At 68.2% G+C, this 22,916-nt stretch carries 18 protein-coding genes; 9 read left to right on the top strand and 9 right to left on the bottom strand.

Annotated elements, in window-relative coordinates:
- Nucleotides 1-8: 8 nt before the first annotated feature.
- Nucleotides 9-419, bottom strand: a complete 411-nt coding sequence (locus tag ABD768_RS04120; protein ID WP_344837475.1) for an HIT family protein — start codon at nt 417-419, stop codon at nt 9-11.
- On the bottom strand, nt 419-2,320 hold the full coding sequence (locus tag ABD768_RS04115; protein WP_344837472.1) for a Na+/H+ antiporter: 1,902 nt from the start codon (nt 2,318-2,320) through the stop codon (nt 419-421). The genes ABD768_RS04120 and ABD768_RS04115 overlap by 1 nt, the downstream gene beginning before the upstream one ends.
- A gap of 129 nt (nt 2,321-2,449) precedes the next feature.
- Here ABD768_RS04115 and ABD768_RS04110 point away from each other — a divergent pair, with 129 nt between their 5' ends.
- A complete protein-coding gene (locus tag ABD768_RS04110) occupies nt 2,450-3,961 on the top strand; it encodes a CocE/NonD family hydrolase (RefSeq protein ID WP_344837470.1) in 1,512 nt (503 codons plus the stop codon).
- A 4-nt stretch (nt 3,962-3,965) separates the two neighbouring features.
- Here the strand turns inward: ABD768_RS04110 and ABD768_RS04105 are convergent, their stop codons facing one another.
- Both ABD768_RS04105 and ABD768_RS04100 read right to left on the bottom strand, forming a co-directional pair.
- A complete protein-coding gene (locus ABD768_RS04105; protein WP_344837467.1) occupies nt 3,966-5,492 on the bottom strand; it encodes a hypothetical protein in 1,527 nt (508 codons plus the stop codon).
- A 67-nt stretch (nt 5,493-5,559) separates the two neighbouring features.
- Entirely contained in the window at nt 5,560-6,054 is a 495-nt protein-coding gene (locus tag ABD768_RS04100; protein ID WP_343978388.1) for a DUF402 domain-containing protein, read from the bottom strand.
- Between the two features lie 67 nt (nt 6,055-6,121).
- Between ABD768_RS04100 and rfbB the strand changes: the two genes are divergently transcribed.
- The 3 genes from rfbB (at nt 6,122) to ABD768_RS04085 (ending at nt 9,707) form a co-directional block, all read left to right on the top strand.
- A complete protein-coding gene (gene rfbB / locus ABD768_RS04095; protein ID WP_344837464.1) occupies nt 6,122-7,117 on the top strand; it encodes a dTDP-glucose 4,6-dehydratase in 996 nt (331 codons plus the stop codon).
- Between the two features lie 141 nt (nt 7,118-7,258).
- Nucleotides 7,259-9,031, top strand: a complete 1,773-nt coding sequence (locus tag ABD768_RS04090) for a laminin G domain-containing protein (protein ID WP_344837461.1) — start codon at nt 7,259-7,261, stop codon at nt 9,029-9,031.
- A gap of 43 nt (nt 9,032-9,074) precedes the next feature.
- On the top strand, nt 9,075-9,707 hold the full coding sequence (locus tag ABD768_RS04085; protein WP_344837458.1) for a hypothetical protein: 633 nt from the start codon (nt 9,075-9,077) through the stop codon (nt 9,705-9,707).
- On the opposite strand, the gene ABD768_RS04080 is transcribed toward ABD768_RS04085, so the two are convergent.
- Complete coding sequence (locus ABD768_RS04080; protein ID WP_344837455.1) at nt 9,691-10,209, bottom strand: DUF402 domain-containing protein; 519 nt, start codon at nt 10,207-10,209, stop codon at nt 9,691-9,693. The two genes, ABD768_RS04085 and ABD768_RS04080, sit on opposite strands and share 17 nt — an antisense overlap.
- A gap of 157 nt (nt 10,210-10,366) precedes the next feature.
- Between ABD768_RS04080 and dxs the strand changes: the two genes are divergently transcribed.
- The 5 genes from dxs to ABD768_RS04055 all read left to right on the top strand — a co-directional run bounded on the left by dxs (nt 10,367) and on the right by ABD768_RS04055 (nt 18,045).
- A complete protein-coding gene (gene dxs / locus ABD768_RS04075; protein ID WP_344837452.1) occupies nt 10,367-12,259 on the top strand; it encodes a 1-deoxy-D-xylulose-5-phosphate synthase in 1,893 nt (630 codons plus the stop codon).
- Between the two features lie 58 nt (nt 12,260-12,317).
- Complete coding sequence (locus ABD768_RS04070; protein ID WP_344837450.1) at nt 12,318-13,595, top strand: hypothetical protein; 1,278 nt, start codon at nt 12,318-12,320, stop codon at nt 13,593-13,595.
- Nucleotides 13,596-13,695: 100 nt separating this feature from the next.
- A complete protein-coding gene (locus tag ABD768_RS04065) occupies nt 13,696-15,078 on the top strand; it encodes a hypothetical protein (RefSeq protein ID WP_344837448.1) in 1,383 nt (460 codons plus the stop codon).
- A 73-nt stretch (nt 15,079-15,151) separates the two neighbouring features.
- Nucleotides 15,152-16,630 carry an amino acid permease gene (locus tag ABD768_RS04060; protein WP_343978412.1) on the top strand — a complete coding sequence of 493 codons (1,479 nt, stop codon included), beginning with the start codon at nt 15,152-15,154 and terminating at the stop codon, nt 16,628-16,630.
- 116 nt (nt 16,631-16,746) lie between these two features.
- Nucleotides 16,747-18,045, top strand: a complete 1,299-nt coding sequence (locus ABD768_RS04055) for a hypothetical protein (protein ID WP_343978415.1) — start codon at nt 16,747-16,749, stop codon at nt 18,043-18,045.
- Here ABD768_RS04055 and ABD768_RS04050 read toward each other — a convergent pair.
- The 4 genes from ABD768_RS04050 to ABD768_RS04035 form a co-directional block, all read right to left on the bottom strand.
- Nucleotides 18,042-18,509, bottom strand: coding sequence for a vitamin K epoxide reductase family protein (locus tag ABD768_RS04050; RefSeq protein WP_343978418.1), 468 nt, complete (start codon nt 18,507-18,509; stop codon nt 18,042-18,044). The genes ABD768_RS04055 and ABD768_RS04050 overlap by 4 nt on opposite strands.
- Nucleotides 18,510-18,513: 4 nt before the next feature.
- On the bottom strand, nt 18,514-19,407 hold the full coding sequence (locus tag ABD768_RS04045; RefSeq protein WP_344837444.1) for a DUF929 family protein: 894 nt from the start codon (nt 19,405-19,407) through the stop codon (nt 18,514-18,516).
- Between the two features lie 178 nt (nt 19,408-19,585).
- Nucleotides 19,586-21,700 (bottom strand): 3-hydroxyacyl-CoA dehydrogenase NAD-binding domain-containing protein, encoded by a 2,115-nt coding sequence (locus ABD768_RS04040; protein ID WP_344837441.1) that lies wholly within the window; start codon nt 21,698-21,700, stop codon nt 19,586-19,588.
- Nucleotides 21,697-22,902 (bottom strand): thiolase family protein, encoded by a 1,206-nt coding sequence (locus ABD768_RS04035; RefSeq protein ID WP_343978426.1) that lies wholly within the window; start codon nt 22,900-22,902, stop codon nt 21,697-21,699. Before ABD768_RS04035 ends, ABD768_RS04040 begins: the two co-directional genes overlap by 4 nt.
- Nucleotides 22,903-22,916 lie beyond the last annotated feature (14 nt).

Genomic DNA, 22,916 nt, shown 5'->3' with positions numbered 1-22,916 from the left:
GACGGATCCTAGAGTGCGCCGCGCAACTTCTCGGCGTACTGCGCTGCTTCGGCGTCGTCGGTGTACTTGGTGCGGGGCCAGAAGAAGCCGCGGAGGCCGTCGCCCTTGGTGCGGGGGACTACGTGGACGTGGAGGTGGGGGACCGACTGGGACACGACGTTGTTGGCGGCAACGAAGGAGCCCTGGGCGTCGTACGCCGTACGGACCGCAGCCGCGACTGAACGGGCAGCGCTGAAGAGCGGGACCATCAGGTCGTCGGGCAACTCGACCAGGGTGGCGATGTGCTCGCGGGGGACCAGCAGGGTGTGGCCTTTGAAGACCGGCCTGATGTCAAGGAAGCCGAGCACCTCTGGGGTGTCGTAGACGATGTGGGCCGGGGTCGAGCCGGCGATGATCGAGCAGAAGAGACAGTCCGCCATCAGCCCAGCTTCTCGTCTACGAAGCACCAGCGCCAAGTCTCGCCCGGTTCGAAGCTGCGCATCACCGGGTGCGTGGTCTCGTCGAAGTGCTTGCTCGCGTGGCGGGCGGGCGACGAGTCGCAGCAGCCGACGTGACCGCAGCCCAGGCACAGCCGCAGGTGGACCCAGGTGCCGCCGTCGCGCAGGCACTCCTCGCAGCCGTCGGGCGTGTTCGGGGTGAGTACGCAGGGCGCGCTGGCCAGGTGCTCGCACTCGGCGACGGGCGACGGGGGAGCGCTGAGGTTCTCCGACGTACCGCCGACGTCGTCGGCCTCGGCGCGGTCCAGGATCGACTCCTCGATGTCGAGCGCGATCTGCGCGCGCTGCAGCACCTCGTCGGCGACCAGGCCGTCGTCGCGGACCTTGAGGATGTGCGCCCGCTCGGTCTCCAGCATCGCCATCCGCAGCCGTCGATACGCCTCGCTCGGCGTCTCGAGATCGGTCTCCGGCCGGCCGAGCCGTTCCCACGCGGCGAGCGCGCGGGATTCGCCCCGTTGCCTCAGCAGGCTGACGACCTCCGGCGGGTCGCTCGCAGTGACGAGCTGGTCGAGGGTCTCCTCCGCAGCACGGTGAGCGCCCTGCAGTACTGCGGCCTCCTGCAGCGCGTCCTCGGCCGGGTCGGGGCCGGGCAGGCGCAACCGGCGTACGAGCCAGGGGAGCGTCGACCCTTGGAGCAGCAGCGTCCCGGCGGTGACGACGAGGGCCATGAAGACCAGTACTTCGCGATGCGGGGTGTCCTCGGGAAGCACGAAGACGGCCGCCAGCGTCACCACACCGCGCATGCCGGCCCAGGAGACGACCACGAGCGCCTGGACGGAGACCGGCCCGGGCCGGGAGCGGCCGAGGATGCGCCGGGACAGATAGGTGACCGGGAAGAGCCAGATCGGGCGGAGCAGGACGGTCGCCGCGAAGACGCCGAAGGTGGCCGTCGCGATGGTCCAGGCCGAGAGCGGGCTGCGGGAGAGGTCGTCGAGGATCCACCGGGTCTGCAGGCCGATCAGCAGGAACACCGTGTTCTCGAGCAGGAACTGGAAGGTGCGCCAGTTGGTCCGCTCGGAGATCCGCGACGCCGCCGACTGGATGATCGGCGCCTTGTGGCCGAGCAGCAGGCCGGTCACGACGACAGCCAGCACGCCGGACGCATGCACGTAGTGGTTCTCGGCGGCGACATACGCGATGAACGGCGCGGTCAGGCTGAGCGTGGTGTCGAGTACCGGATCGGTGAAGCGCTTGCGGACCTTGGCGAGCACGAAGGCGCACACCAGGCCGATCGCGACGCCGCCACCGGCCGCGCGGAGGAAGTCGAGTCCGACGTGCAGGAAGGTCGGCGTGATCAGGGCAGCGGCGATCGCGGTCCGCAGGCAGACCAGGGCGGTCGCGTCGTTCAGCAGGCTCTCGCCCTCGAGGATCGTGACGACCCGGCGGGGGAGGCCGACCTTCTTCGCGATCGCGGTGGCCGCGACGGCGTCGGGCGGCGCGACGACGGCGCCGATCGCGAAGGCGGCCCACAGCGGCAGCGGGTCGTCGCTGACCATCGACGGGCCGAGCAGCCAGTACGCGACCAGGCCGACACCGAGGGTCGTGAACGCGACGAGTCCGACGGACAGCAGTCCGATCGAGCGACGGTGCTGGGAGAAGTCGACCAGGCTGGTCTTGATCGCCGCGGAGTACAGCAGCGGCGGCAGGAAGCCGACCAGGACGACCTCATGGGACAGCTCGACCCGCGGCACGAACGGCAGGTACGAGGCCGCGATCCCGATGACTACGAGCAAGAGGGGAGCCGAGATCCCGATCCGCCGGGCGAGAGCGGCACCGGCCGCGACCACGGCGACGAGAGCAACGATCTCGATCGCGATATCCACGCGCACAGTGTCGCAGGCCACGCGGACTGCTGTTGCATGGTTCGCCCACAGCGGAGATCACGAACTGTCCGAGCGGCCTGCCATCATCTAGCGTGTGCGCATCGGCACACTCTGATCACTGGGGGTCACATGTCCCGCCGCCTGCTCCGCAGCGTCAGTTTCCGTACGGCCGTCAGCCTCGCGCTTATCGGGTCGGTGGTCATCGCCGCACCGGCCCACGCGGCCGGACCGGTGACGACCAACGGATGCGTCGCGAGCGTGCCTGAGCCTGGTACGACGACGCCGGTGCGGATCTGCTACTCGCTCTTCCAACCTGTCGGGGCGTCGGCGGCGCACACCGTGCCGCTCATCTTCCACAGTCATGGGTGGGGCGGGAGCCGGACCAAGGACGCGGCTGCTTTCAAGTCGTGGCTGGACGCTGGGTACGGCGTACTGAGCTTCGACCAGCGCAGTTTCGGGGAGTCGACCGGGGTCGCGCACGTGATGAACCCGGAGCTCGAGGGGCGTGACGTGGTGAAGCTGGTCGATCTCGTCGCCGGGCTGGACTGGGTGACGAAGCAACGGCCCGGTGATCCGCTGATCGGGGCGATCGGTGGGTCGTACGGGGGCGGCTATCAGTTTGCGGGGGTCTTTGCCGAGGTGCGTGACAAGGGCCGGACTCGCTTCGACGCGCTGGCGCCTGAGATCACTTGGTGGGATCTCAAGGAGAGCCTGGCGCCGTCGGAGGCGGCCCGGACGATGTGGCTGTCCTTGCTCTATGCGGGTGGCGGCACGCATCTGCCGCCGGCGGTGCAGGCCGGGTTCGTCGCGCTGATCACGACGGGGCAATGGCCGGTCGGCCAGGCGGGCCGGGACCTGGATGCGTTCTTCCGGAAGAACGGGCCGTCCTGGCAGGTCGCGCACGGGCGCAAGCTCGACATCCCGGTGATCATCGGGCAAGGGCTGTCGGACAACCTGTTCAACCTCAACCAGGGGCTGAAGAACTTCGACCAGGCGCTGACCCCGCGGGCTCGGTCGAAGTCGATCTTCGTGGGCTACAACGCGGGTCACACGCTGCCGAGCATCGTGCCGCCGGGGTTCGTGACGCCCGGGGATCCTTGCTCGATCGCTTTGGGGAGCCCGACGTTCGCGGCGCTGGAGCAACGGTTCATGGCGTTGCAGTTGAAGCACGAGTCCACTGGGTTGAGCGGCTTCGGTAGCTATCACCTGGCGACCGCGGATGGCCGTTGCCTTACGCAACGACAACTCGGCGTCAATTCGCAGTACCGGTTGGGGGCTGTCAAGGCGTTGACGACTGCTGTGGCTCAAGGGCCGATCACGGTGGCGGGCGTGCCACAGCTGAGGGCCCGGGTGAGCAGTCTGCTGCCGAACGCGGCCGCCTTCTTCGCGCTCAGCGTCGGCACGACTCCGCTGGACGCGAAGATCGTGCAGAACAACACGATGCCGCTGCGCGAGAAGCGTCCCGTCCACGGCGCCCGGCGCACGGTCGACCTACCGGGGATCGCGGTCGACGTACCGGCCGGCAAGACGCTCTTCCTGACCGTCTCGCCGGTGGCTGACATGTTCGCCGGACAGAACGGTCAGGTGCCGAGTTCGCTGAGGCTCGACGACGTGTCGCTGCGCCTGCATCGAGTCCGCTGACCGGCTACTTCAGCTGGTAGGCGCGGATCAGCGTCTGGTCGACGGCGGCTCCCGTGGTCCCGGTGAGCTGTGCCCGCAGGGAGACGTAGGCGCCTTTCGGAGTGCCGAACACGGCGACGAAGGTGCCGTTCTTCCGCCGGATCACGGCCGCCTGACGCCAGGTCTTGCCGTCGTCACCGGAGTACTGCAGCTTGGCTGCCTTGGGCGCCGGTACCCCGTCCCGCGAGTCGGCCTGGAAGGGCAGCACGGTCAGCGGCGTACGTCGTACCAGGTTGGCGGCATCGATCGACGGGCGGAAGCGGACGGTCTGCAGGGGCAGGTCCGTCACTGCGACGACAGACTGTGAGGGGAAGGTCCAAACCGCCGAGCCGCGCACGGACAGCTGCGACCAGCTCGGCCGGGAGTACTCGGCTTCGAGGCGGTAGCTGGTGGATTTGCTGGGCAGACCAGTAGCAGTGAGCCTCAGGTCGGCCGATGACTTCACCAGGCGGCCATCGGCGTACAGCCGCATCGCGTCGGTATCGAGGGGAGAGTAGCCGGGGTGGCCGTCCTGATCGCTGTGGGACATCAGATCGAACATCATCTGGTTGTGCTGCCGCTCAGCCCGGCCGAGGAAGCGCCACGTGGGATAGAAGGGGGCCGCGTTCCAGCGGCGGCCGGCGGCAGGGAGTTCGTCATAGCCGAAGACATCGGTACTGCGTGAGCCGCCGAGTTCGGCGAGCTCCACGTCCCACCGAACCGGATCCAGGTAGTGCGTCACGGTGCCCGAGTGGCGAAAAGGAAACTCCGCGACCGCTCCGGGAATCTCGCCTGCCGAGGCGGACATCAGCTTCACCAACGGCCGGTCGGAGGTTCTCGTGTGCTGTGAGACGACCTTCGTCAGGCCGGACTCGCGGACGACCCGTTGATAGCCAGCCGGAAAGCCCGAGATCCGCTGCGAGAGGTCGTAGCTGAAGGGGGTGTCGGCGAAGTCGCCCTTCGGCCCGGGGACGGCCCAGTGTGAGCTGATATGGGATACGAGGCTCATCCCGGTGGGGATCGGGCCGACCTGTGCGGTGAACAACCGATGCCCGGGCTCGGCGTGCGCCGTGTCTGCCACCCCGGCGTCGCCGAGCCGCGCTATGTAGTCGACGTGGATGGCGTCCATCACCCGCGCCGACTTCCGCGGGACCGTGGTGCTCACCGGCTTCGCCTGCCGGGCATCCACGACGATGACCTTCTGACCGTTCACCTGCAGTCCAGGCTGGAGGATGCGGTAGCTGTCGCCGTTGGCCGCCGGCACACTGCTGTCGAGGAGATAGCCGCCCTGGGGCACCCGGACCCGGGCATGGCCGTTCGTGACCGTGATGGTGCCCGGGTCCTCGCCCGATTCGGTGAGCGGAGACAACAGCAGCTCGGCATTGCGCGCGAGCCGGCCGTCCGGGCCGATCACCGTGAAGGACAGTTGGTACTTCGCCGGCTCCTGCGCCGTCGCCGGCACACCTCCGGTGCTCACCAGTACTACGGCCAGACCGGCCGCAATTCGTCGCATCGCCACTTTGACCCCCAGATCGTTTCCCTGGTTGACGCCGGGGGAGGGCGCATTGTTCGCCGCGCTGCTAGCGCACTTTGTCCAGGTAGGTCTTGAAGACGGTGAGGAAGGGTTCTTCGGAGGCGACCGCCGTGACCAGCCGGTCGGCGGTGGCCTGGGCCTGGGCGATCACGTCCGGCGGGTAGTTGTACTTCACCTGGTGCTCGGCGAACTCGTCCTCGTCGTCGATGTAGATCGAGCCGTCGCGCTTGCGGATGACGTCCAGGTCGAGGTCGATCATCGTGAAGACGTCGTCGCCGAACTCGACCGGTGTCGTCACGTCGCAGTAGATCTCGGTCGAGCGCGGCTCGTCGTTGAAGATGGCGGTGAACCAGAGGTCCCGCGGGAACAGCTGGACGTGCGCTTGGTCGTGGTGCACCTCCGGCTCGTCGCCGCGCTGGGACACCGAGCTCGGCGGGGCGCCGAGCCAGACGCCGTACCGGTCCTCGCCCAGGTACTGCATCCACTGATGCCAGTGAAGTTTCTCGTCGAACTTGCGATAGACCACCCGGACGTTCCGCATGGCGTCACCGTACCGGTGCACGCGGTCACCCCGCCGCCGGATTTCCGCGCTGGCTATCCTGAGCCGCATGCAGCGGATGCTCGTCACGGGTGGGGCAGGATTCATCGGCTCGAACTTCGTCCTCGACACGCTGCGGCGCTTCCCCGACCTCGCGATCACCGTGCTCGATCTGCTGACGTACGCCGGCAGCCAGCGCAACCTCGACCAGGTCTCCGACCGGATCACCTTCGTCCACGGCGACATCTGCGACGCCGACCTGGTCGACGGGCTGGTCCGCGACACCGACGTACTGGTGCATTTCGCCGCCGAGTCCCACGTCGACAACTCGCTGAACGACCCGTCGCCGTTCATCCGGACCAACATCCTCGGCACCTTCACCCTGCTCGAGGCGGTCCGCCGCCACGACAAGCGGCTGCATCACATCTCCACCGACGAGGTGTTCGGCGACCTCCCGCTGGACTCCGTGGAGCAGTTCACCGAGCAGACGGCGTACGACCCCTCGAGCCCGTACTCCGCGAGCAAGGCGAGCTCCGACATGCTCGTCCGCGCCTGGGTCCGCTCGTACGGCGTCGCCGCCACCCTCTCCAACTGCGCGAACAACTACGGCCCGTACCAGCACGTCGAGAAGCTGATCCCGCGCCAGATCACCAACGTCCTGCTCGGCGACCGGCCGAAGCTCTACGGCGCCGGCGACAACGTCCGCGAATGGACCCACGTCGACGACCACAACGAGGCCGTCCACCGCATCATCGCGAACGGCACCATCGGCGAGACCTACCTGATCGGCTCCGGCGACGAGCGCAGCAACAAACAGATCATCGAACAGATCCTCACCCTGATGGACCACCCCGCCGACGCCTACGACCACGTCCCCGACCGCCCCGGCCACGACCTCCGCTACTCCAACGACACCACCAAACTCCGCACCGAACTCGGCTGGCACCCCACCTACGACTTCACCACCGGCCTCACCGCCACCATCACCTGGTACCGCGAAAACCCCACCTGGTGGAAACCCGCCAAATCCCAGACCGAAGCCAAGTACAAACTCCTCGGCCGCTGACCCCGCCGTTGCAGGTTGCTGCAACTTTCCACGGTTCGGTAGACGCTCGCCTCTGTAGCCCTCAGGCTGTTGCGGCCGCCCGGCTGCTGGAGCCCGGTGTGTCATGGGGAGGGCTCAATGGGCTGGTGGGGTGTACGAGGCGTGCGCGGACTGGGTGTGGTCGCGGCGCTGGGTCTCGCGATCGCAGGGTTGACCGGGCTGTCGGCCGCGGCTGAGGATCCGCCTGTCCCGCCGGCCGCACCGCAGATCACCTTGAGCTACAACGGCGTCGAGATCGCCAATTGCTTCAACCAGACGGTCTGCCCGAAGACGGCCGTCGCCGGTGAGCCGGTGACCGTCACGATCACCGCCACCTCGCCGAACGTGGTCAGGCACCGGGTCCGGTTCAACTCCACGGTCGAGGACCTCGACGGCGCGAACCTGACGCTGTCCCTGATCCCGCCCAGTGCGGGCTGGAACACCCTCGACGTGCAGAGCATCAACGAGATCGGCCAGTTCGGTACCTCGGCGAACTTCCTGTTCAACGCCGGACCGCGGCCGGGACCGATCGGCTCGTGGTCCTTCGACGACGGCTCCGGGACGACGGCCGCCGACTCCGCCACTCCGGCGCATCCGCTCACGGTCGTCAACGGCGGAGCCTTCGACGGCAAGGGCCGGATCGCCGGATCGCTCGCGCTGGACGGGACCGACGACTATGCCGAGGCGACCGAGCCGGTGGTCGACACCTCGAAGAGCTTGACGATCTCGGCCTGGGCCAGGCCGACCAAGGCCGGCCAGACCGGCGTGATCGCGGCCGTTGCCGGCACCAACAGCAGCGCCTTCGGCCTGTACTACGACGCGTCCGCCAAGCGATGGGCCTTCGCCCGCAGCTCCGCAGACGTCAAGAACCCGACCTTGTACCGTGCCTTGTCGACGGAAGCACCGGTCAACGGCGCGTGGACCCACCTGATCGGCAGCTACGACGCCGCGACGGGATCGCTCGAGCTGTTGGTCAACGGTCGGCTGCAGCAGACGGCATCCTCACCGACGGCCGTGGCCTGGCACGCCGCCGGCCCGTTGACCGTCGGGCGGGCCAAGTACGCCGGCGCTTTCACCGGCCAGTTCGCGGGCTCCATCGACCAGCTCCAGATCTGGCAGCGCCTGCTCGTCGCCGACGAACTCCCGAATCTGGTGGAGCCCCGGACGGGCCCGAGCGGGAACGACCGGATTGCTGCCGGTACGGCGGCGTACTGGCCGCTCGACAACGCTCTTCAGGGTTCGGGCAACGCCTGGCGGACCCCGGAGCTGGTGCGTGGCGCAGACCTCACCGTCGCGGGCTTCGGTGCCGGCAGCAACCAGTCCGGCGCCTTCGTCAACGATGCCGAACGCGGACGGGTGCTGCAGCTGACCGGCCGGTCCCGCGAAGCCGTCAGCCTGGACCGCCCGGTCGTCGACGCGAGCGGCAGTTTCACCCTCGCGGTCTGGGTCAAGGTCGGCGATCCGGCCAAGCCGATGGTGGTCGCGCGACAGGGAACCACCGGCAAGGACAGCTGGCGGCTGGAGTACCGCCCGGTCGACCAGTTCAGCAGCCAGTGGGTGTTCGCCCGGGGCGACACGGCATCGACCACCGAGACGCTCGCGATCGGGACCGTCGACCGCGAGGAAGTCGGCGGCTGGCATCTGATCAGCGCCACCTATGACGCCCGGGCGGGTGGCTCCTCCGCCAGCATCGGGTTGGCCCTGGACATCCGCACGATCGGGCAGACCTCGTACCAGGCGAGCCCGCCGAGAGCCGGCAGCACGGTGGTCGGCGCGGGCCGTACCAGCGGCAAGTCCTTCGCCGGCAGCGTGGACGATCTCCGGCTGTACGCCGGTGTCGCATCGCAAACGAGGCTCTGCGAAGACTACCCAGGTCTCGACAACTGCGGCTCCTGACCTTTCTATGGTCCGATGAGAGTTCGATTGATGGTGGGGCGCGATGGCAACGTGTGAGCGCGTGCTGTCGCTGGTGGATGCGGCGCAGGGGTGGCAGCGGGAGATCGCCGACCTGCAAACACGCGCGGAGAAGCTGGAGACTGGACTCGTTGCCAGTCTCCGGCTGAGAGTGCACTTTCGTAGCCCGGACCACTGCATCGGCGTACGAGTCAAAGGTCTGGAGGGCTCCACGCTGTCGGTTGAGGTTTCGTTGCCAGCCGGCATCGTGCACGAGCGCGAGAAGTTCCTGCTGAGCCACTTGCAGGACGCCGTGGACGCCGCCGACACCTACGCCCAGGCCCGTGGCCGCGCCGACGATCTGTGGGCCGTCTGGCAGATCTTCATCCGGCTCTGCTCGAACGACACCCCGTACCAACGCTGGATGGACGCCTACAGCCTGGCTCACCACCGGCCGACGTCCCTGCCCACCCTCGGCTGCCCCAACTGCGGCGCCCACAATCTGCGCCTCGAATTCGAGGTCAAGGATCCCTGTGCCGCGTACGGCACCGCCTACTTCTGGTGCAACACCTGCCTGACCGGCCCGATGCCGACCCCGGCCCCCCTCCCACCCCAAGCCTCCACAACCCCCTGGGGAACCCTCAACCCACCGAACTACTCGATCATCCCGGACAGTTGAGCGCGATCGCGCGGAGCTTTTCCAGATAGGTCTGGTAGACCGTCGTGAAGGGCTCGGTGGTGGCGATGTTGGCTACTACCCAGGCGCAGGTTGCCTGGGCGGTGGCGATGATTTGGGGTGGGTAGTTGTAGAGCTTCTGGTGGTGGAGGAACTCGTCTTCGTCCATGACTTTGATGGTGCCGTCGCGGAGGAGGCGGATGTCGAGGTCCAGGTCGACCGTGGTGACCGAGTCGACGCCGAAGACGGGTGGGGTGGTGATGTCGCAGTAGATCCGGGTGGGGTGCGGGGTGTCGTTGAAGAGGGCGCTCCACCATTGGCCTCTTGGGTAGAGGCGGACCCGGTGGTGGTCGATGGTTACCCACGTGCCGTCGGCGCGCTGGCCGCGGGAGCCGGGGAGGGAGCCTACCCAGAGGCCGTGTTCGTCCTCGCCGAGGTTGATGGACTCCAGGAGGCGGTGGGGCGTGCCGTCGTACTTGCAGAAGAGCGTCCTCACCATCTCCATAGGTGTGACTTTAGGTGAGGGTGGCATCACAAGCGAGCAAGCGGGGTCGGTGAGCCTGGGGGAGTGTGAGAAACGCAGCTGACGGCCTGCTGAGTTCGGAATCGTCGCTGTCCGTGCATAGACTCAAGCGTTCGAGGACAACCTGCGGAGGAGCTCGATGCGCGTTCTGGAGACCGTCGATGGCCCGGCGGACCTCAAACGGATGACCGACTCGCAACTGCGTGAGCTGGCCGCGGAGATCCGTGACGTTCTGGTCGAGACGGTGTCCCGGACGGGTGGGCATCTCGGGCCCAACCTGGGCATGGTCGAGATCACCCTGGCGATGCACCGGGTGTTCGAGTCGCCCCGGGACCGGCTGATCTACGACACCGGGCACCAGACGTACGTCCACAAGCTGCTCACCGGCCGGGCGGCCAAGTTCGACACGCTCCGTCAGGAGGGTGGCCTGTCCGGCTACCCGAGCCAGGCCGAGTCCGAGCACGACGTGGTGGAGAACAGCCACGCCTCGACCAGCCTCTCGTACGCCGACGGGCTGGCGAAGGCCTATCGGCTCAGAAAAGAAGACCGCCACGTCGTCGCGCTGATCGGTGACGGCGGGCTGACCGGCGGGATGGCCTGGGAGGCGCTCAACAACATCGCCGCGGCCAAGGACCTCAAACTCGTCATCATCGTCAACGACAACGGCCGTTCCTACAGCCCGACCGTCGGCGGCCTCGCGACGCACCTGACCAGCCTGCGCACCAACCCGCGGTACGAGAAGATCCTCGACCTGGTCAAGAAGAACCTCGGCCGCACGCCGTACGTCGGCCCGCCGATGTACGAGGTGCTGCACGGCGTCAAGAAGGGCCTGAAGGACATGCTCGCCCCGCAGGGCATGTTCGAGGACCTCGGCCTGAAGTACGTCGGCCCGGTCGACGGCCACGACCGGCAGGCGATGGAGGACGCGCTCACCAAGGCCAAGGCGTTCGGCGGCCCGGTGATCGTGCACGCGGTCACCCAGAAGGGCTTCGGGTACGCCGCTGCCGAGCAGGACGAGGAAGACAACTTCCACCAGGTCCGGCCGAAGAGCAAGCCGCGCGGCTGGACCGACGTGTTCGCCGACGAGATCATCGAGATCGGCCACCGCCGCCCGGATGTCGTCGCGATCACCGCCGCGATGCTGCACCCGACCGGCCTGGCGCCGTTCGCCGAGCAGTTCCCCGACCGCATCTTCGACGTCGGTATCGCCGAGCAGCACGCGGTGACGAGTGCGGCCGGCCTCGCGATGGGCGGACTGCACCCGGTCGTCGGCCTCTACGCGACGTTCCTCAACCGCGCCTTCGACCAGCTGCTGCTCGACGTCGCCCTGCACAAGTGCGGTGTCACCTTCGTGCTCGACCGGGCCGGCGTGACCGGTGACGACGGCGCGAGCCACAACGGCATGTGGGACATGTCGATCCTCCAGGTCGTCCCCGGCCTGCGGCTGGCCGCGCCCCGCGACGGTACCCGGCTGCGTGAGCTGCTCAACGAGGCGATCGAGGTCGACGACGCCCCGACGGTACTTCGCTACGCCAAGGGCGAGGTGTTCCCCGACATCGAGGCCATCGACCGCGTCGGCGGCAGCGACGTCCTGGTCCGTACCGGCACCGACGTCCTCATCATCGGCATCGGCTCGATGGCCGCGACGGCCGTGGACGTGTCGACCAGGCTGCAACAGCAGGGCTTCGGCGTCACCGTGGTCGACCCGCGCTGGGTGAAGCCCGTCGACCCCGCGCTGGTCGAGCTGGCCGGCAAGCACAAGTTCGTCGTCGTGATCGAGGACAACGGCCGGGCCGGCGGCTGTGGCGCCGCGATCTCGCAGGCCCTGCGCGACGCGGGTGTGACCACCCCGGTGCGCGACTTCGGCATCCCGCAGGAGTTCCTCGAGCACGCCAAGCGAGACAAGATCCTGCAGGAGATCGGTTTGACCGGCCAGGGGCTGGCCCGGGACGTGATAGAGCTGATCGCCAGGCAAGGGGACGCGATCACCAGTGAGTCAGACACCGCGAGCGGCAGGCCGGGCGGGGCCTGACGGGGGACCGGCGAGGGGGCGCCACTCCGCGGCTCCCCGGCAGCGCCGGCTCTGGCCGTTGCTGCTCTCGCTGGTTCTCGTCGCCGGAGCCGTCGCCGGTGGGCTCGCCCTGCACAAGTCCAGCGCCGACTCCGACCAGGCCATCGCCTCGCCGAAGACGTCCGGACCGCCGGAGATCGACGAGACGGCCCGCGCGGCCGGAGTGAACAAGGTGCTGCTCCGCCGCGCCCAGGCGGTCCAGCGCAACAACGAGCAGGAGTTCCTGCAAGACGTCGACCCGGCCAACAAGACGCTGCGCCAACGGCAGACGCTGCTCTTCGAGAACCTGCGGCAGTTCGGGTTCGCGACCCTGCAGTACGAGCAGCTCCAGGAGCAGTTCGACCAGCGGCTCGTGGACAAGTACGGCCCGTCGACCTACCTGGTCGGTGTCGTGATGAGGTACCAGATCAAGGGCATCGACCCGCAGCCGGTGCGGACGATGCTCGGCTACACCTTCACCCAGAAGTCCGACGGCAGCTGGCTACTGGTGTCCGACAGCGACATGGACCACCTGCTTCCGCGCGGATCGCACCAGGAGGCCTGGGACCTCGGCCAGATCCTGGTGAAGCGCGCGCCGCGGGTGCTGATCGTGGTCGAGCACAACCAGACCAAGCTCGCGAACAACCTCGCGGCGAAAGCGGTCAGCGCGGTACAGGCCGTCAGCAAGGCCTGGCCGGGTGGCTGGACAGGCTCGGGCGTGGTGATCGCGCTGGACGACAAGATCGTCCGCGGCGCCGACTACACCGTGCCGAAGAACGCCGAGGACGCGCTCGCGATGGCGACCTGGGTGTACCGGACGCTGCCCGGCGAGGTGACGGCGATGGGGGAGCGGGCCGACTCGTACGTGGTGATCAACCCGCGCAACCGCGACAAGGTCGACGCCCGGACGCTGGCCCACGAGTTCACGCACGTGGCGACGGCGCCGTACGGGGCGTACGCGCCGCGCTGGCTGGTGGAGGGCGCGGCGACGTACGTCGAGTTCCTGCCGATGGCCGGCGAGGAGAACCTGGCGCTGGACAAGTACCGCAAGGAGGTCCAGACGAAGTACCTGGCCAAGGCGAAGGGGCTGCCCGCGGACAACGTGTTCTTCAAGGACTCGGACAGCTCGTACCCGATGTCGTGGCTCGCGGTCGACTACCTGTTCCGTCATTTCGGCGGCGTCGAGGTGGGCACGCTCTACCAGGAGATGGCCTCGCTCGGCAGCACCCAGGCCGAGCGCAACCGGATCATGCTGGAGCACCTCAACCTCACCGAGGGCCGCCTCTTTCTCGCTCTGAAAAAAGAGGCGGGCATTTAGGGGCAGTCTGTATACCCGGCGTGTCGGTGGTGGAAACTGTAGGAGCGAGTAGGGTAGCCGGGCTGTAGCAGGACGGGCGGACCGGAGGAATCGACCCGACGTGAGTTCGACAACACCTAGCGCCGCACCGTCCGGCGCTCAGGTTCCGCCCCACGGGCCCCGCCGCTGGCTGGGCCTGCTCATTGCCGTGGCCGTGGTCTCCGCCGGCGTCGTCTACGCGGTCGAGGACCGCGAGCAGGATGCCCGGGCCAGGCCCGGCGCGGCCCTCACCAAGCCGCCGACGACCCAGCCGAACAACGGCACCAAGCCGCCGTCCAAGACCGCCGCGGCCGTCGCTGCCCGCCGGCTGGCCGTCGACACGATCCTGCTCCGCCGCGCCAAGGCCGTCCGGACCGTCAACGAGAAGATGTTCCTCCAGGACGTCGACCCGGCGAACAAGAAGCTGCGGCAAGAGCAGAAGGTGCTGTTCGCGAACCTGGTCGAGCTCGGCCTCGACGAGATCGGCTACAGCCAGGCCGAGGAGCGGTTCGACCAGAAGGCGGTCCGCGCGCACGGCGCTTCGACGTACCTGGTCCGGGTGCTGATGAGGTACCAGATCCACGAGGTCGATCTGGTGCCGGTGACGACCGAGCTCGGCTACACGTTCGTGCATCGCGGCGGCCGCTGGATCATGGCCGACGACAACGACCTCGACGACGAGCTCGGCCCGGGCGCGCACCAGGAGGCCTGGGACCTCGGCCGCTTCGAGGTCCATCGCGGCCCGCGTGTGCTCGTGCTGGTCGACAAGGGCGACACCCAGCGCGGCCGCTCGATCGTCACCGAGGCCACCGAGGCGCTCGGCGAGGTCACCGCGTACTGGCCGCGCAAGTGGCATGGCTCCGTGCTGATCGCGGCGCTGGACGACTCCGATGTCCGCGACGCGCGCTTCAACGACGAGGACGTGGAGTCGGCCGCGAGCGCCGGCTCGACCTTCTCGTCGCTGCCCGGCCAGGACACCGCCGACGGTACGGTCGCCGGCGCGTACATCGTGGTCAATCCCAAGGAACGCGACCGCGTCGACGAGATCCTGCTGTCCCACGAGATCACTCACGTCGCGACCGCCGATCTCGGTAGCTACGAACCGTTGTGGCTGGCCGAAGGCGCGGCGGAGTACGTGTCCTGGCGGGGGATCGAGGCGATCAGCGGACCCGGCGAGGTCGGCAAATGGGAGCAGGAGGTCATCGACGACGCCCTGCCGCTGCTCAGCGCGCTGCCGACCGACCAGGGCTTCTACAACAACAACGCCGACGTGTACGGCGTGAGCTGGCTGGCCGTCCGCTTCCTGGTGAAACGCCTCGGACTGGCGGCTGTCGAGGACCTGTACGAGGATCTGGCCAGGCACGGCACCGATCAGGCGGCACGGGACCGGATCCTGCTGACTCGCACCGGATTCACCGAGGCGACACTGTGGATCTACCTTAAGGACTACGAGCCTCAACGCTGAGTGGCGGTTTGACCTCAACCCGTCAGGTTGGCAGGGTTCGGAGGGTTCCGTCCGAGTTTGAGGAGGCGTACAGATGAGTCTGTTGCGAACCAAGACGATCGAGCAGTCGATCGCGGACACCGACGAGCCGGAGTACCAGCTCAAGAAACGCCTCACCGCCCTCGACCTGACCGTCTTCGGCATCGGCGTCATCATCGGCGCCGGCATCTTCACCCTGACCGGCCGCGCCGCCAAGGCCTACGCGGGTCCGGGCATCGCGCTGTCGTTCGTGTTCGCGGCGATCTGCTGCGCGCTGGCGGCGCTGTGTTACGCGGAGTTCTCCTCGACCGTGCCGGTCTCCGGTTCGGCGTACACGTTCTCGTACTTCTCGCTGGGCGAGATCTTTGCCTGGATCATCGGCTGGGACCTGCTGCTCGAGCTGATGCTCGGGGCAAGCGTCGTCTCCCAGGGCTGGTCCACCTACGCGAAGCTCTTCCTCGACGAGATAGGACTGGGCTGGCCCGACTCGATCGGGCCCGATGCCAACGTCAACGTCCTGGCGATGCTGCTGGTGATCGTGCTGACCATCCTGGCCACGGTCGGCATCAAGGAGTCGCTGCGGGTCAACCTCGCGCTGGTCGCGGTCAAGCTGTTCGTCGTGCTGTTCGTGATCATCGCCGGGCTGTTCTACATCAAGAGCTCGAACCTGACCCCGTTCATCCCGCCGAGCGTGCCGGCCGCCAACGACGACGCCTCCATCACCACTCCGCTGATCCAGTGGATCTTCGGGGCGCCGTCGACGTTCGGCGTGATGGGCCTGGTGTCCGGCGCCTCGCTGGTGTTCTTCGCGTTCATCGGCTTCGACGTGGTCGCGACGACCGCGGAAGAGGCGAAGAACCCGCAGCGCGACCTGCCCCGCGGCATCCTCGGGTCGCTCGCGATCTGCACGGTGCTCTACGTGCTGGTCTGCATCGTCATCACCGGCATGGTCAAGTACACCGACATCAGTGGTGAAGCGGCATTGGCTGAGGCCTTCCGGTCGGTCGGCAAGCCCGGCTTCGCGACGCTGATCTCGGCCGGCGCGGTCGCCGGTCTGACCACCGTCGTGCTCACCTTGATGATCGGCGCCGCGCGTGTCGTCTTCGCGATGAGCCGCGACCACCTGGTGCCGGCCACGCTGGGCAAGACGCACCCGAAGTTCGGTACGCCGTACCGCCTCACCATCGGTATCGGCGTGGTGGTCGCGATCGTGGCCGGTGTGACTCCGATCGGCAAGCTCGAGGAAATGGTGAACATCGGCACCTTGGCCGCGTTCACCCTGGTCTCCATCGCGGTGCCGCTGCTGCGCCGGAGCCGGCCCGACATCCCGCGCTCGTTCCGGGTGCCGGGCAACCCGGTGGTGCCGATCCTGGCGGCGCTGATCTGCATCTACCTGATGCTCAACCTGTCGCTGGAGACCTGGATCCGGTTCCTGGTCTGGATGGTGCTGGGCTTCGCCGTCTACGCGGTCTACGGCTATCGCAAGAGCCGTGTCGGCGAGACGGAGCGCACTGGCGAGAGCACCAGGGCGTAGTCGTCCACCTCACGAAGAGGCCGTGTCCGCCAGGGCGCGGCCTCTTCGCAACCCCGGAGTAGGGATTTGGGGAGTAATATCCGTCCGGCCGGATCGGGGCGGGCGAGGAGCGCGAGATGACGATGAAGCGGGGACGCCTCTTCGCGGGCGCCACCGCGCTGGTCCTGGCGAGTGCCGTCGGCGTCGTCGTGGTGACCAAGCCGGACGTCGGCAGGTCTCCTGGCGGTACTGCGGCCGCCGCGGAGGCCACCGCCAAAACCGGCTCGTCGAAGTCCCGGAAGGCCGCTGTGGATGCGGTCCTGGCCAAGCGTGCGACCGCAGTCCTCAAGGACGACGAGAAGGCTTTCATCGCGTCCGTCGATCCCAAGCAGCCGAAGCTCGTCGCCGAGCAGCGGGTGCTGTTCGGCAATCTGCGGCAGTTCGACTTCACCAATCTGCGGTACTTCGTCGCCGACGAGAAACCGGCGCCGAAGATGGTCGCGAAGTACGGCAAGACGGCCTTCACCACCCGCGTGATGATGCGCTACGAGCTGACCGGGCTCGACCCGAAGCCGGTCCAGACCGACCTCGGCTACACCTTCGTACTCCGCTCCGGCCACTGGATCCTGGTCGCGGACGACGCGATCGAGGAGTCGCTGAGCGAGGACGGCCATCGCCAGCCGTGGGACTTCCAGCCGGTCAAGGTGGTCCACCGCGGCACGGTCACCGTCGTGGTGGACAAGAAGGAAATCCCGATGGGCAAGAAGATCGCCGGCATCGCGCAGGACGCCGTCGCCGCCGTCCGCAAGCACTGGCCGCGGCCCTGGAACGGCAAGGTGATGGTGATCGCGATGCCCGAGCCCCGGGTGATGTCGATGCACTGGACGACCGGCAACGGAGCGGGCTGGACGATCGCGGCGAAGGCCGTCACCCTGTACGACGGTGAGCCGCTGAGCGTGAAGGCCGTCGCGCCGGTGGGCAGCAGGATCGTGATCAACCCGGCCGTCCGCAAGGACCTCGAAGAGGACCTGCTCGTGCACGAGATGACGCATGTCGCCACGGTGCCGATCGGCCTCGGTACGCCGACATGGCTGGTCGAGGGCGTCGCGGAGTACGTTCGTTGCCGGTCGATCGAGGACGACCCGCGCTGGACCGTCGATCCGTATCGCTCGATCGTGAAGACGAAGTACCTGCCGTCGATGAAGGTGCTGCCGGGGGAGAAGGAGTTCGACGCCAGCGGCGACCGGTCGTACGGGCAGTCCTGGTGGGCGACGGAGTACCTGGTCTCCACCGAGGGCGTGAAGGGCATGGCGGCGCTCTACACGGACCTCGCCCAGCACGGTGTCAGCCCGGCCGCCGACGCCGCGATCATCAAGAAGCACACGGGCAAGACAACGGCCGAGCTGGTCACCGCAGTGAAGAAGTTCCGGGGTTAGTCCTCGAGAGGTGGCAGAGCCTGACGGATGACGACCAGCCCGAACAGGACGATGGTCAGGCCGTGGACGACCGTGCACCACAGGCAGATGGCGTCGATCTGGAACAGCTCGGCCCAGATCAGGTAGCAGACGAAGACCACTCCGACGACGACCGCCGCCAGCCGGAGCCGGCTCGGCCACGGGGACGCCGTGCGCCACAGTGGTGGCAACGACAGCGCCGTCATCCCGACGAAGAACAGCAGGCCGAGCAGGGCGACCGGGATGCCGAACAGCTTGGAGTACTGGCTGCTGGTCACCTTCAGGCAGTTCACGACGCCGGTGTCAGGGCAGGCGAGCGTCGTACCGGCGGTGTAGTGCTCGTAGGTCAGGTACGCCGCGACCGCGACCCCTGCGACGGACAGCACCAAGGTCGTCCAGGGGAGCCAGCCGATCGACTTTTGCTGCGTCGCGACACCGGAGCTCACCGGATCAGCTCTTCCCGAGCTTGCCGGCCGCTGCCTTGACCGCGTCGGTCGAGCAGACCGCGGCGGGCTGGTTGTCGGTGAGGGCGCAGATGGCCGCGGTGTAGACGTTGGCCGAGCCGTCGATCGCCTTGGCGATCGGGCTGTTCGCGTCCTTCAGCGCGTCGGCGATCTCGGTCTGGGTCTTGCCGGCCAGGATCTCCGGCGAGTACGTCGCGCCGGAGCCGACGAACTTGCCGCCGAGGTCGACGAACGGGATCGAGCCGCCGCTCTTCACGTACGGCGGCTGGTTGAACGTCGCGAACGTCTTCTGGTCCTCGGCGGTCGGCGTGTCCAGCGGCGCGTACTGGCCGTTGACCTGCTCGTTGGTCGTCGTCTCGACGCCGGTGAAGGACAGGTACTGGCTGGTGTAGGTCGAGCCGTGGAAGGACAGCGTCGCCGTGTTCGGGAAGACGTCGGCCGAGGCCGAGTGGGTCGTCCCGAGGTTGCTGAAGGTGCCGAAGCGGGACAGCGCGACCGTGACGGGCCAGCGCTCGGCGGCGCAGTACGGGCAGAACTCGGCGCCGATGTAGAGCACCTTCGGCTTGCCGTTGGCGGTCAGCGGCGGGGCGGTGATGGCCGCGGGGGAGGCGTTCACGGCATCGCTGCCGACCGCGGCGAAGGTCGCGGGCGGGATGTTGGCGAGCGTGGAGATGAGGCTCGAATCCGCCGTACCGGAGGGGCCGGCCGCCTCGTCCTTCTTGCCGCCGCCGGCGAGGCGGACGGCGACGAGTCCGCCGATCACCACGATCACCACCACGACGGCGCTGATCGCGATCAGCAGCTTCCGGCGGCGCTCGGCCCGCGCCTGCTCGGCGGCCAGTGAGGCCGCCCGCTCGCGAGCCTGAGACTTCTGTTCCACGCGCTTGCTCATTTTCTCCCCAGCTCTGGTTCAGTCCATGAAGGACAACTGATGACACTGGGTGGAAGTTCCGCGACGCATGTTGCAAAAAGAAGAAAAAGCAGAAGTCGTGGGGAAAAGATGCTGGGGGCCGGACCGGGCTTCCGGCACCGGACCGACCCCCAGCAGACCGAAGGCGTTACGCGAGGCTCGCGAGCCCCTTGGGCAGGAATCGCTTGCCGTTGGTCTTCTCGGCGATGCCGCTACGGTCCAGGTACGGCGTGATCCCACCGAGGTGGAACGGCCAGCCCGCACCGAGCAGCAGGCACAGGTCGATGTCCTGCGCCTGCGCCACCACGCCCTCGTCGAGCATGATCTGGATCTCCTCGGCCAGCGCGGACAGCACCCGGCTGCGCAGTTCCTCGGCGGTCGACGGCTTGTCGCCGACGGTCACCAGGGCCTCGACCTCGGGGTCGACCGACGGCTTGCCCTCGGCGCTCCAGACGTAGAACGAACTCTTGCCTGCAGCAACTACCTTGGCGAGGTTCGCCGACACCGCGAAGCGATCCGGGTACGCCCGGTTCATCGTCTCGGCGACGTGCAGCGCGACCGGAAGCCCGACCAGCTGCAGCAGCACGAACGGCGGCATCGGCAGACCGAGCGCCGACAGCGCCTTGTCCGCCTCGGGAATCGGCGTACCTTCGTCGACCGCCGCGCTGACCTCGCCGAGGAAGCGGGTCAGCAGCCGGTTGACCACGAAGGCCGGCGCGTCCTTGACCAGCACGCAGGACTTCTTCAGCGTCTTGCCGACGGCGAAGGCAGTCGCCAGCGAGGCGTCGTCGGTCTGGTCCGCGCGGATGATCTCCAGCAGCGGCAGCACCGCGACCGGGTTGAAGAAGTGGAACCCGACGACCCGCTCCGGGTGCTCCAGGTCGGCCGCCATCTCGGTGATGGACAGCGAGCTGGTGTTGGTCGCGAGGATCGCGTCCGGCCGGACGATCTTCTCCAGGTCGGCGAAGATCGTCTTCTTCAGCTGCAGTTCCTCGAAGACGGCCTCGATCACGAAGTCGGCGTCGGCGAAGACCGAGCGGTCGACCGAGCCGGTGACGAGTGCCTTGAGCTGGTTGGCCTTGTCCGGCCGGATCCGGCCCTTGCCGAGCAGCTTGTCGATCTCACCGTGCACATAGCCGACACCGCGGTCGACGCGCTCCTGGTCGAGGTCCGTGAGCACCACCGGCACCTCGAGCCGGCGGACGAACAGCAGTGCCAGCTGGCCGGCCATCAGACCGGCGCCGACGACGCCGACCTTGGTGACCTTGCGGGCCAGCGACTTGTCCGGCGCGCCCGCGGGCCGCTTGGCGCGCTTGTTGACCAGGTCGAAGGCGTAGAGGCCGCTGCGCAGCTCCTCGCTCATGATCAGGTCGGCGAGCGCCTCGTCCTCGGCCGCGAAGCCACGGTCGCGGTCGTTGTCCTTGGCCGCCGCGATCAGGTCCAGCGCCCGGTACGGCGCCGGCGCCGCGCCGCTCACCTTGAGGTCGGCGAACGCCTTACCGCGGGCAACCGCCGCGTCCCAGGCCTCGCCCCGGTCGATCTCGGGCCGCTCGACGACGATCTCGCCGGTCAGCACCTTGCTCGCCCAGATCAGCGACTGCTCGAGGAAGTCGGCCGAGTCCAGCAGCACGTCGCCGATCCCGAACTTGACCGCCTCGGGACCGCTGAGCATCTTGTTCTGGTTCAGGGCGTTCTCGACGACGACCTTGACGGCCTTGTCCGCGCCGATCAGGTTCGGCAGCAAGAAGTTGCCGCCCCAGCCCGGCAGCAGCCCGAGGAAGACCTCGGGCGTCGAGATCATCCCGGCCGCGACCGAGATGGTCCGGTACTGCGCGTGCAGCGCCACCTCGAGGCCGCCACCAAGAGCGACCCCGTTGACGAACGCGAAGGACGGCTTGCCACCGTCGAGCAGCTTGCGCATCACCCCGTGGCCGATCTTGCCCAGGTTGAGCGCCTGCTCGCGCCCGGCCAGCTTCGGTACGCCGCTGAGGTCCGCGCCCGCCGCCAGGATGAACGGCTTGCCGGTGACGGCGATCGCGACGATGTCCTCGCGGGCCAGCGCGGCGTCGATCGCCTTGTTCAGCTCGGCCAGACCCTTGGGGCCGAAGGTGTTCGGCTTGGTGTGGTCCTGGCCGTTGTCGAGGGTGATCAGGGCCAGCGTGCCGGCCTTGTTCGGCAGTTCGACGTCGCGGCTCGGCGCGAGCGTGACCAGCTCGTCGTTCTCGATCGCGACGGCCTCGTCGATGAGGTCCTGCAAGCTCATGCCTTGTTCCCCTCGAAGTTCGGGTTCTCCCAGATGACGGTTCCGCCCATGCCGAGGCCGACGCACATCGTGGTCAGGCCGTACCGGACCTCGGGCCGCAGCTCGAACTGCTTGGCCAGCTGGGTCATCAGCCGGATGCCGGACGAGGCCAGCGGGTGGCCGTAGGCGATCGCGCCGCCGTACGGGTTGACCCGCGGGTCGTCGTCGGCGATGCCGTAGTGCTCGAGGAACGCCAGCGCCTGGACGGCGAACGCCTCGTTCACCTCGAAGGCCTGGATGTCGTCGATGGTCAGGCCGGCCAGCTTGAGCGCCTTGTCGGTGGCCGGGATCGGGCCGAAGCCCATCACCTCGGGCTCGACGCCGACGAAGCCGTACGAGACCAGCTTCATCTTGGGCTTCAGGCCGAGCTCCTCGGCGGCCTCGGCCGAGGTGAGCAGGGCGGCGGTGGCGCCGTCGTTGATACCGGCCGCGTTGCCCGCGGTGACCCGGCCGTGCGGGCGGAACGGGGTCTTGAGCTTGGCCAGGTCCTCCAGCGTGGTGCCCGGGCGCATCGGCTCGTCGGCGGTCGCCAGACCCCAGCCGTGCTCGGCCGAGCGGATCGCGATCGGGACCAGGTCCGGCTGGATCAGGTCGTTCGCGTACGCCTTGGCGGCGCGCTCCTGGGACTGGACGGCGAAGGCGTCGGCCCGGGCCTTGGTGATGCTCGGGTACCGGTCGTGCAGGTTCTCCGCGGTGGAGCCCATCACCAGCGCGCTGGTGTCGACGAGCTTCTCGGAGATGATCCGCGGGTTCGGGTCGACGCCCTCGCCCATCGGGTGCCGGCCCATGTGCTCGACACCGCCGGCGATCACCACGTCCTGGGCACCGAAGGCGATCCCGGACGCGAGCGTGGTCACGGCCGTCATGGCGCCCGCGCACATCCGGTCGATGGCGTAGCCCGGCGTGGTGTTCGGCAGACCCGCCAGCAGGGCCGCGGTCCGGCCGATGGTCAGGCCCTGGTCACCGAGCTGGGTGGTGGCCGCGATGGCGACCTCCTCCACCCGCTCCGGCGGCAGCGACGGGTTGCGCCGGAGAATTTCCCGGATGCACTTGATCACCAGATCGTCGGCGCGCGTCTCGGCGTACAGGCCGGTGGCCTTGCCGTTTCCGAACGGGGTGCGAACGCCGTCGACGAAGACGACATCGCGGATCTCACGGGGCACGAGGCCCTCCTCTG

Origin of the sequence: Kribbella ginsengisoli (assembly GCF_039537185.1) — a bacterium.
Lineage (GTDB): Bacteria > Actinomycetota > Actinomycetes > Propionibacteriales > Kribbellaceae > Kribbella > Kribbella koreensis.
This window is presented reverse-complemented; position numbering and strand designations above follow the sequence as displayed.

Coding starts and splice junctions, on each gene's coding strand:
- ABD768_RS04055 (WP_343978415.1), top strand. CDS start 16,747: ATGACGATGAAGCGGGGACGCCTCTTCGCGGGCGCCACCGCGCTGGTC.
- ABD768_RS04060 (WP_343978412.1), top strand. CDS start 15,152: ATGAGTCTGTTGCGAACCAAGACGATCGAGCAGTCGATCGCGGACACC.
- ABD768_RS04105 (WP_344837467.1), bottom strand. CDS start 5,492: ATGCGACGAATTGCGGCCGGTCTGGCCGTAGTACTGGTGAGCACCGGA.
- dxs (WP_344837452.1), top strand. CDS start 10,367: ATGCGCGTTCTGGAGACCGTCGATGGCCCGGCGGACCTCAAACGGATG.
- ABD768_RS04120 (WP_344837475.1), bottom strand. CDS start 419: ATGGCGGACTGTCTCTTCTGCTCGATCATCGCCGGCTCGACCCCGGCC.
- ABD768_RS04100 (WP_343978388.1), bottom strand. CDS start 6,054: ATGCGGAACGTCCGGGTGGTCTATCGCAAGTTCGACGAGAAACTTCAC.
- ABD768_RS04110 (WP_344837470.1), top strand. CDS start 2,450: ATGTCCCGCCGCCTGCTCCGCAGCGTCAGTTTCCGTACGGCCGTCAGC.
- rfbB (WP_344837464.1), top strand. CDS start 6,122: ATGCAGCGGATGCTCGTCACGGGTGGGGCAGGATTCATCGGCTCGAAC.
- ABD768_RS04085 (WP_344837458.1), top strand. CDS start 9,075: ATGGCAACGTGTGAGCGCGTGCTGTCGCTGGTGGATGCGGCGCAGGGG.
- ABD768_RS04040 (WP_344837441.1), bottom strand. CDS start 21,700: ATGAGCTTGCAGGACCTCATCGACGAGGCCGTCGCGATCGAGAACGAC.
- ABD768_RS04080 (WP_344837455.1), bottom strand. CDS start 10,209: ATGGAGATGGTGAGGACGCTCTTCTGCAAGTACGACGGCACGCCCCAC.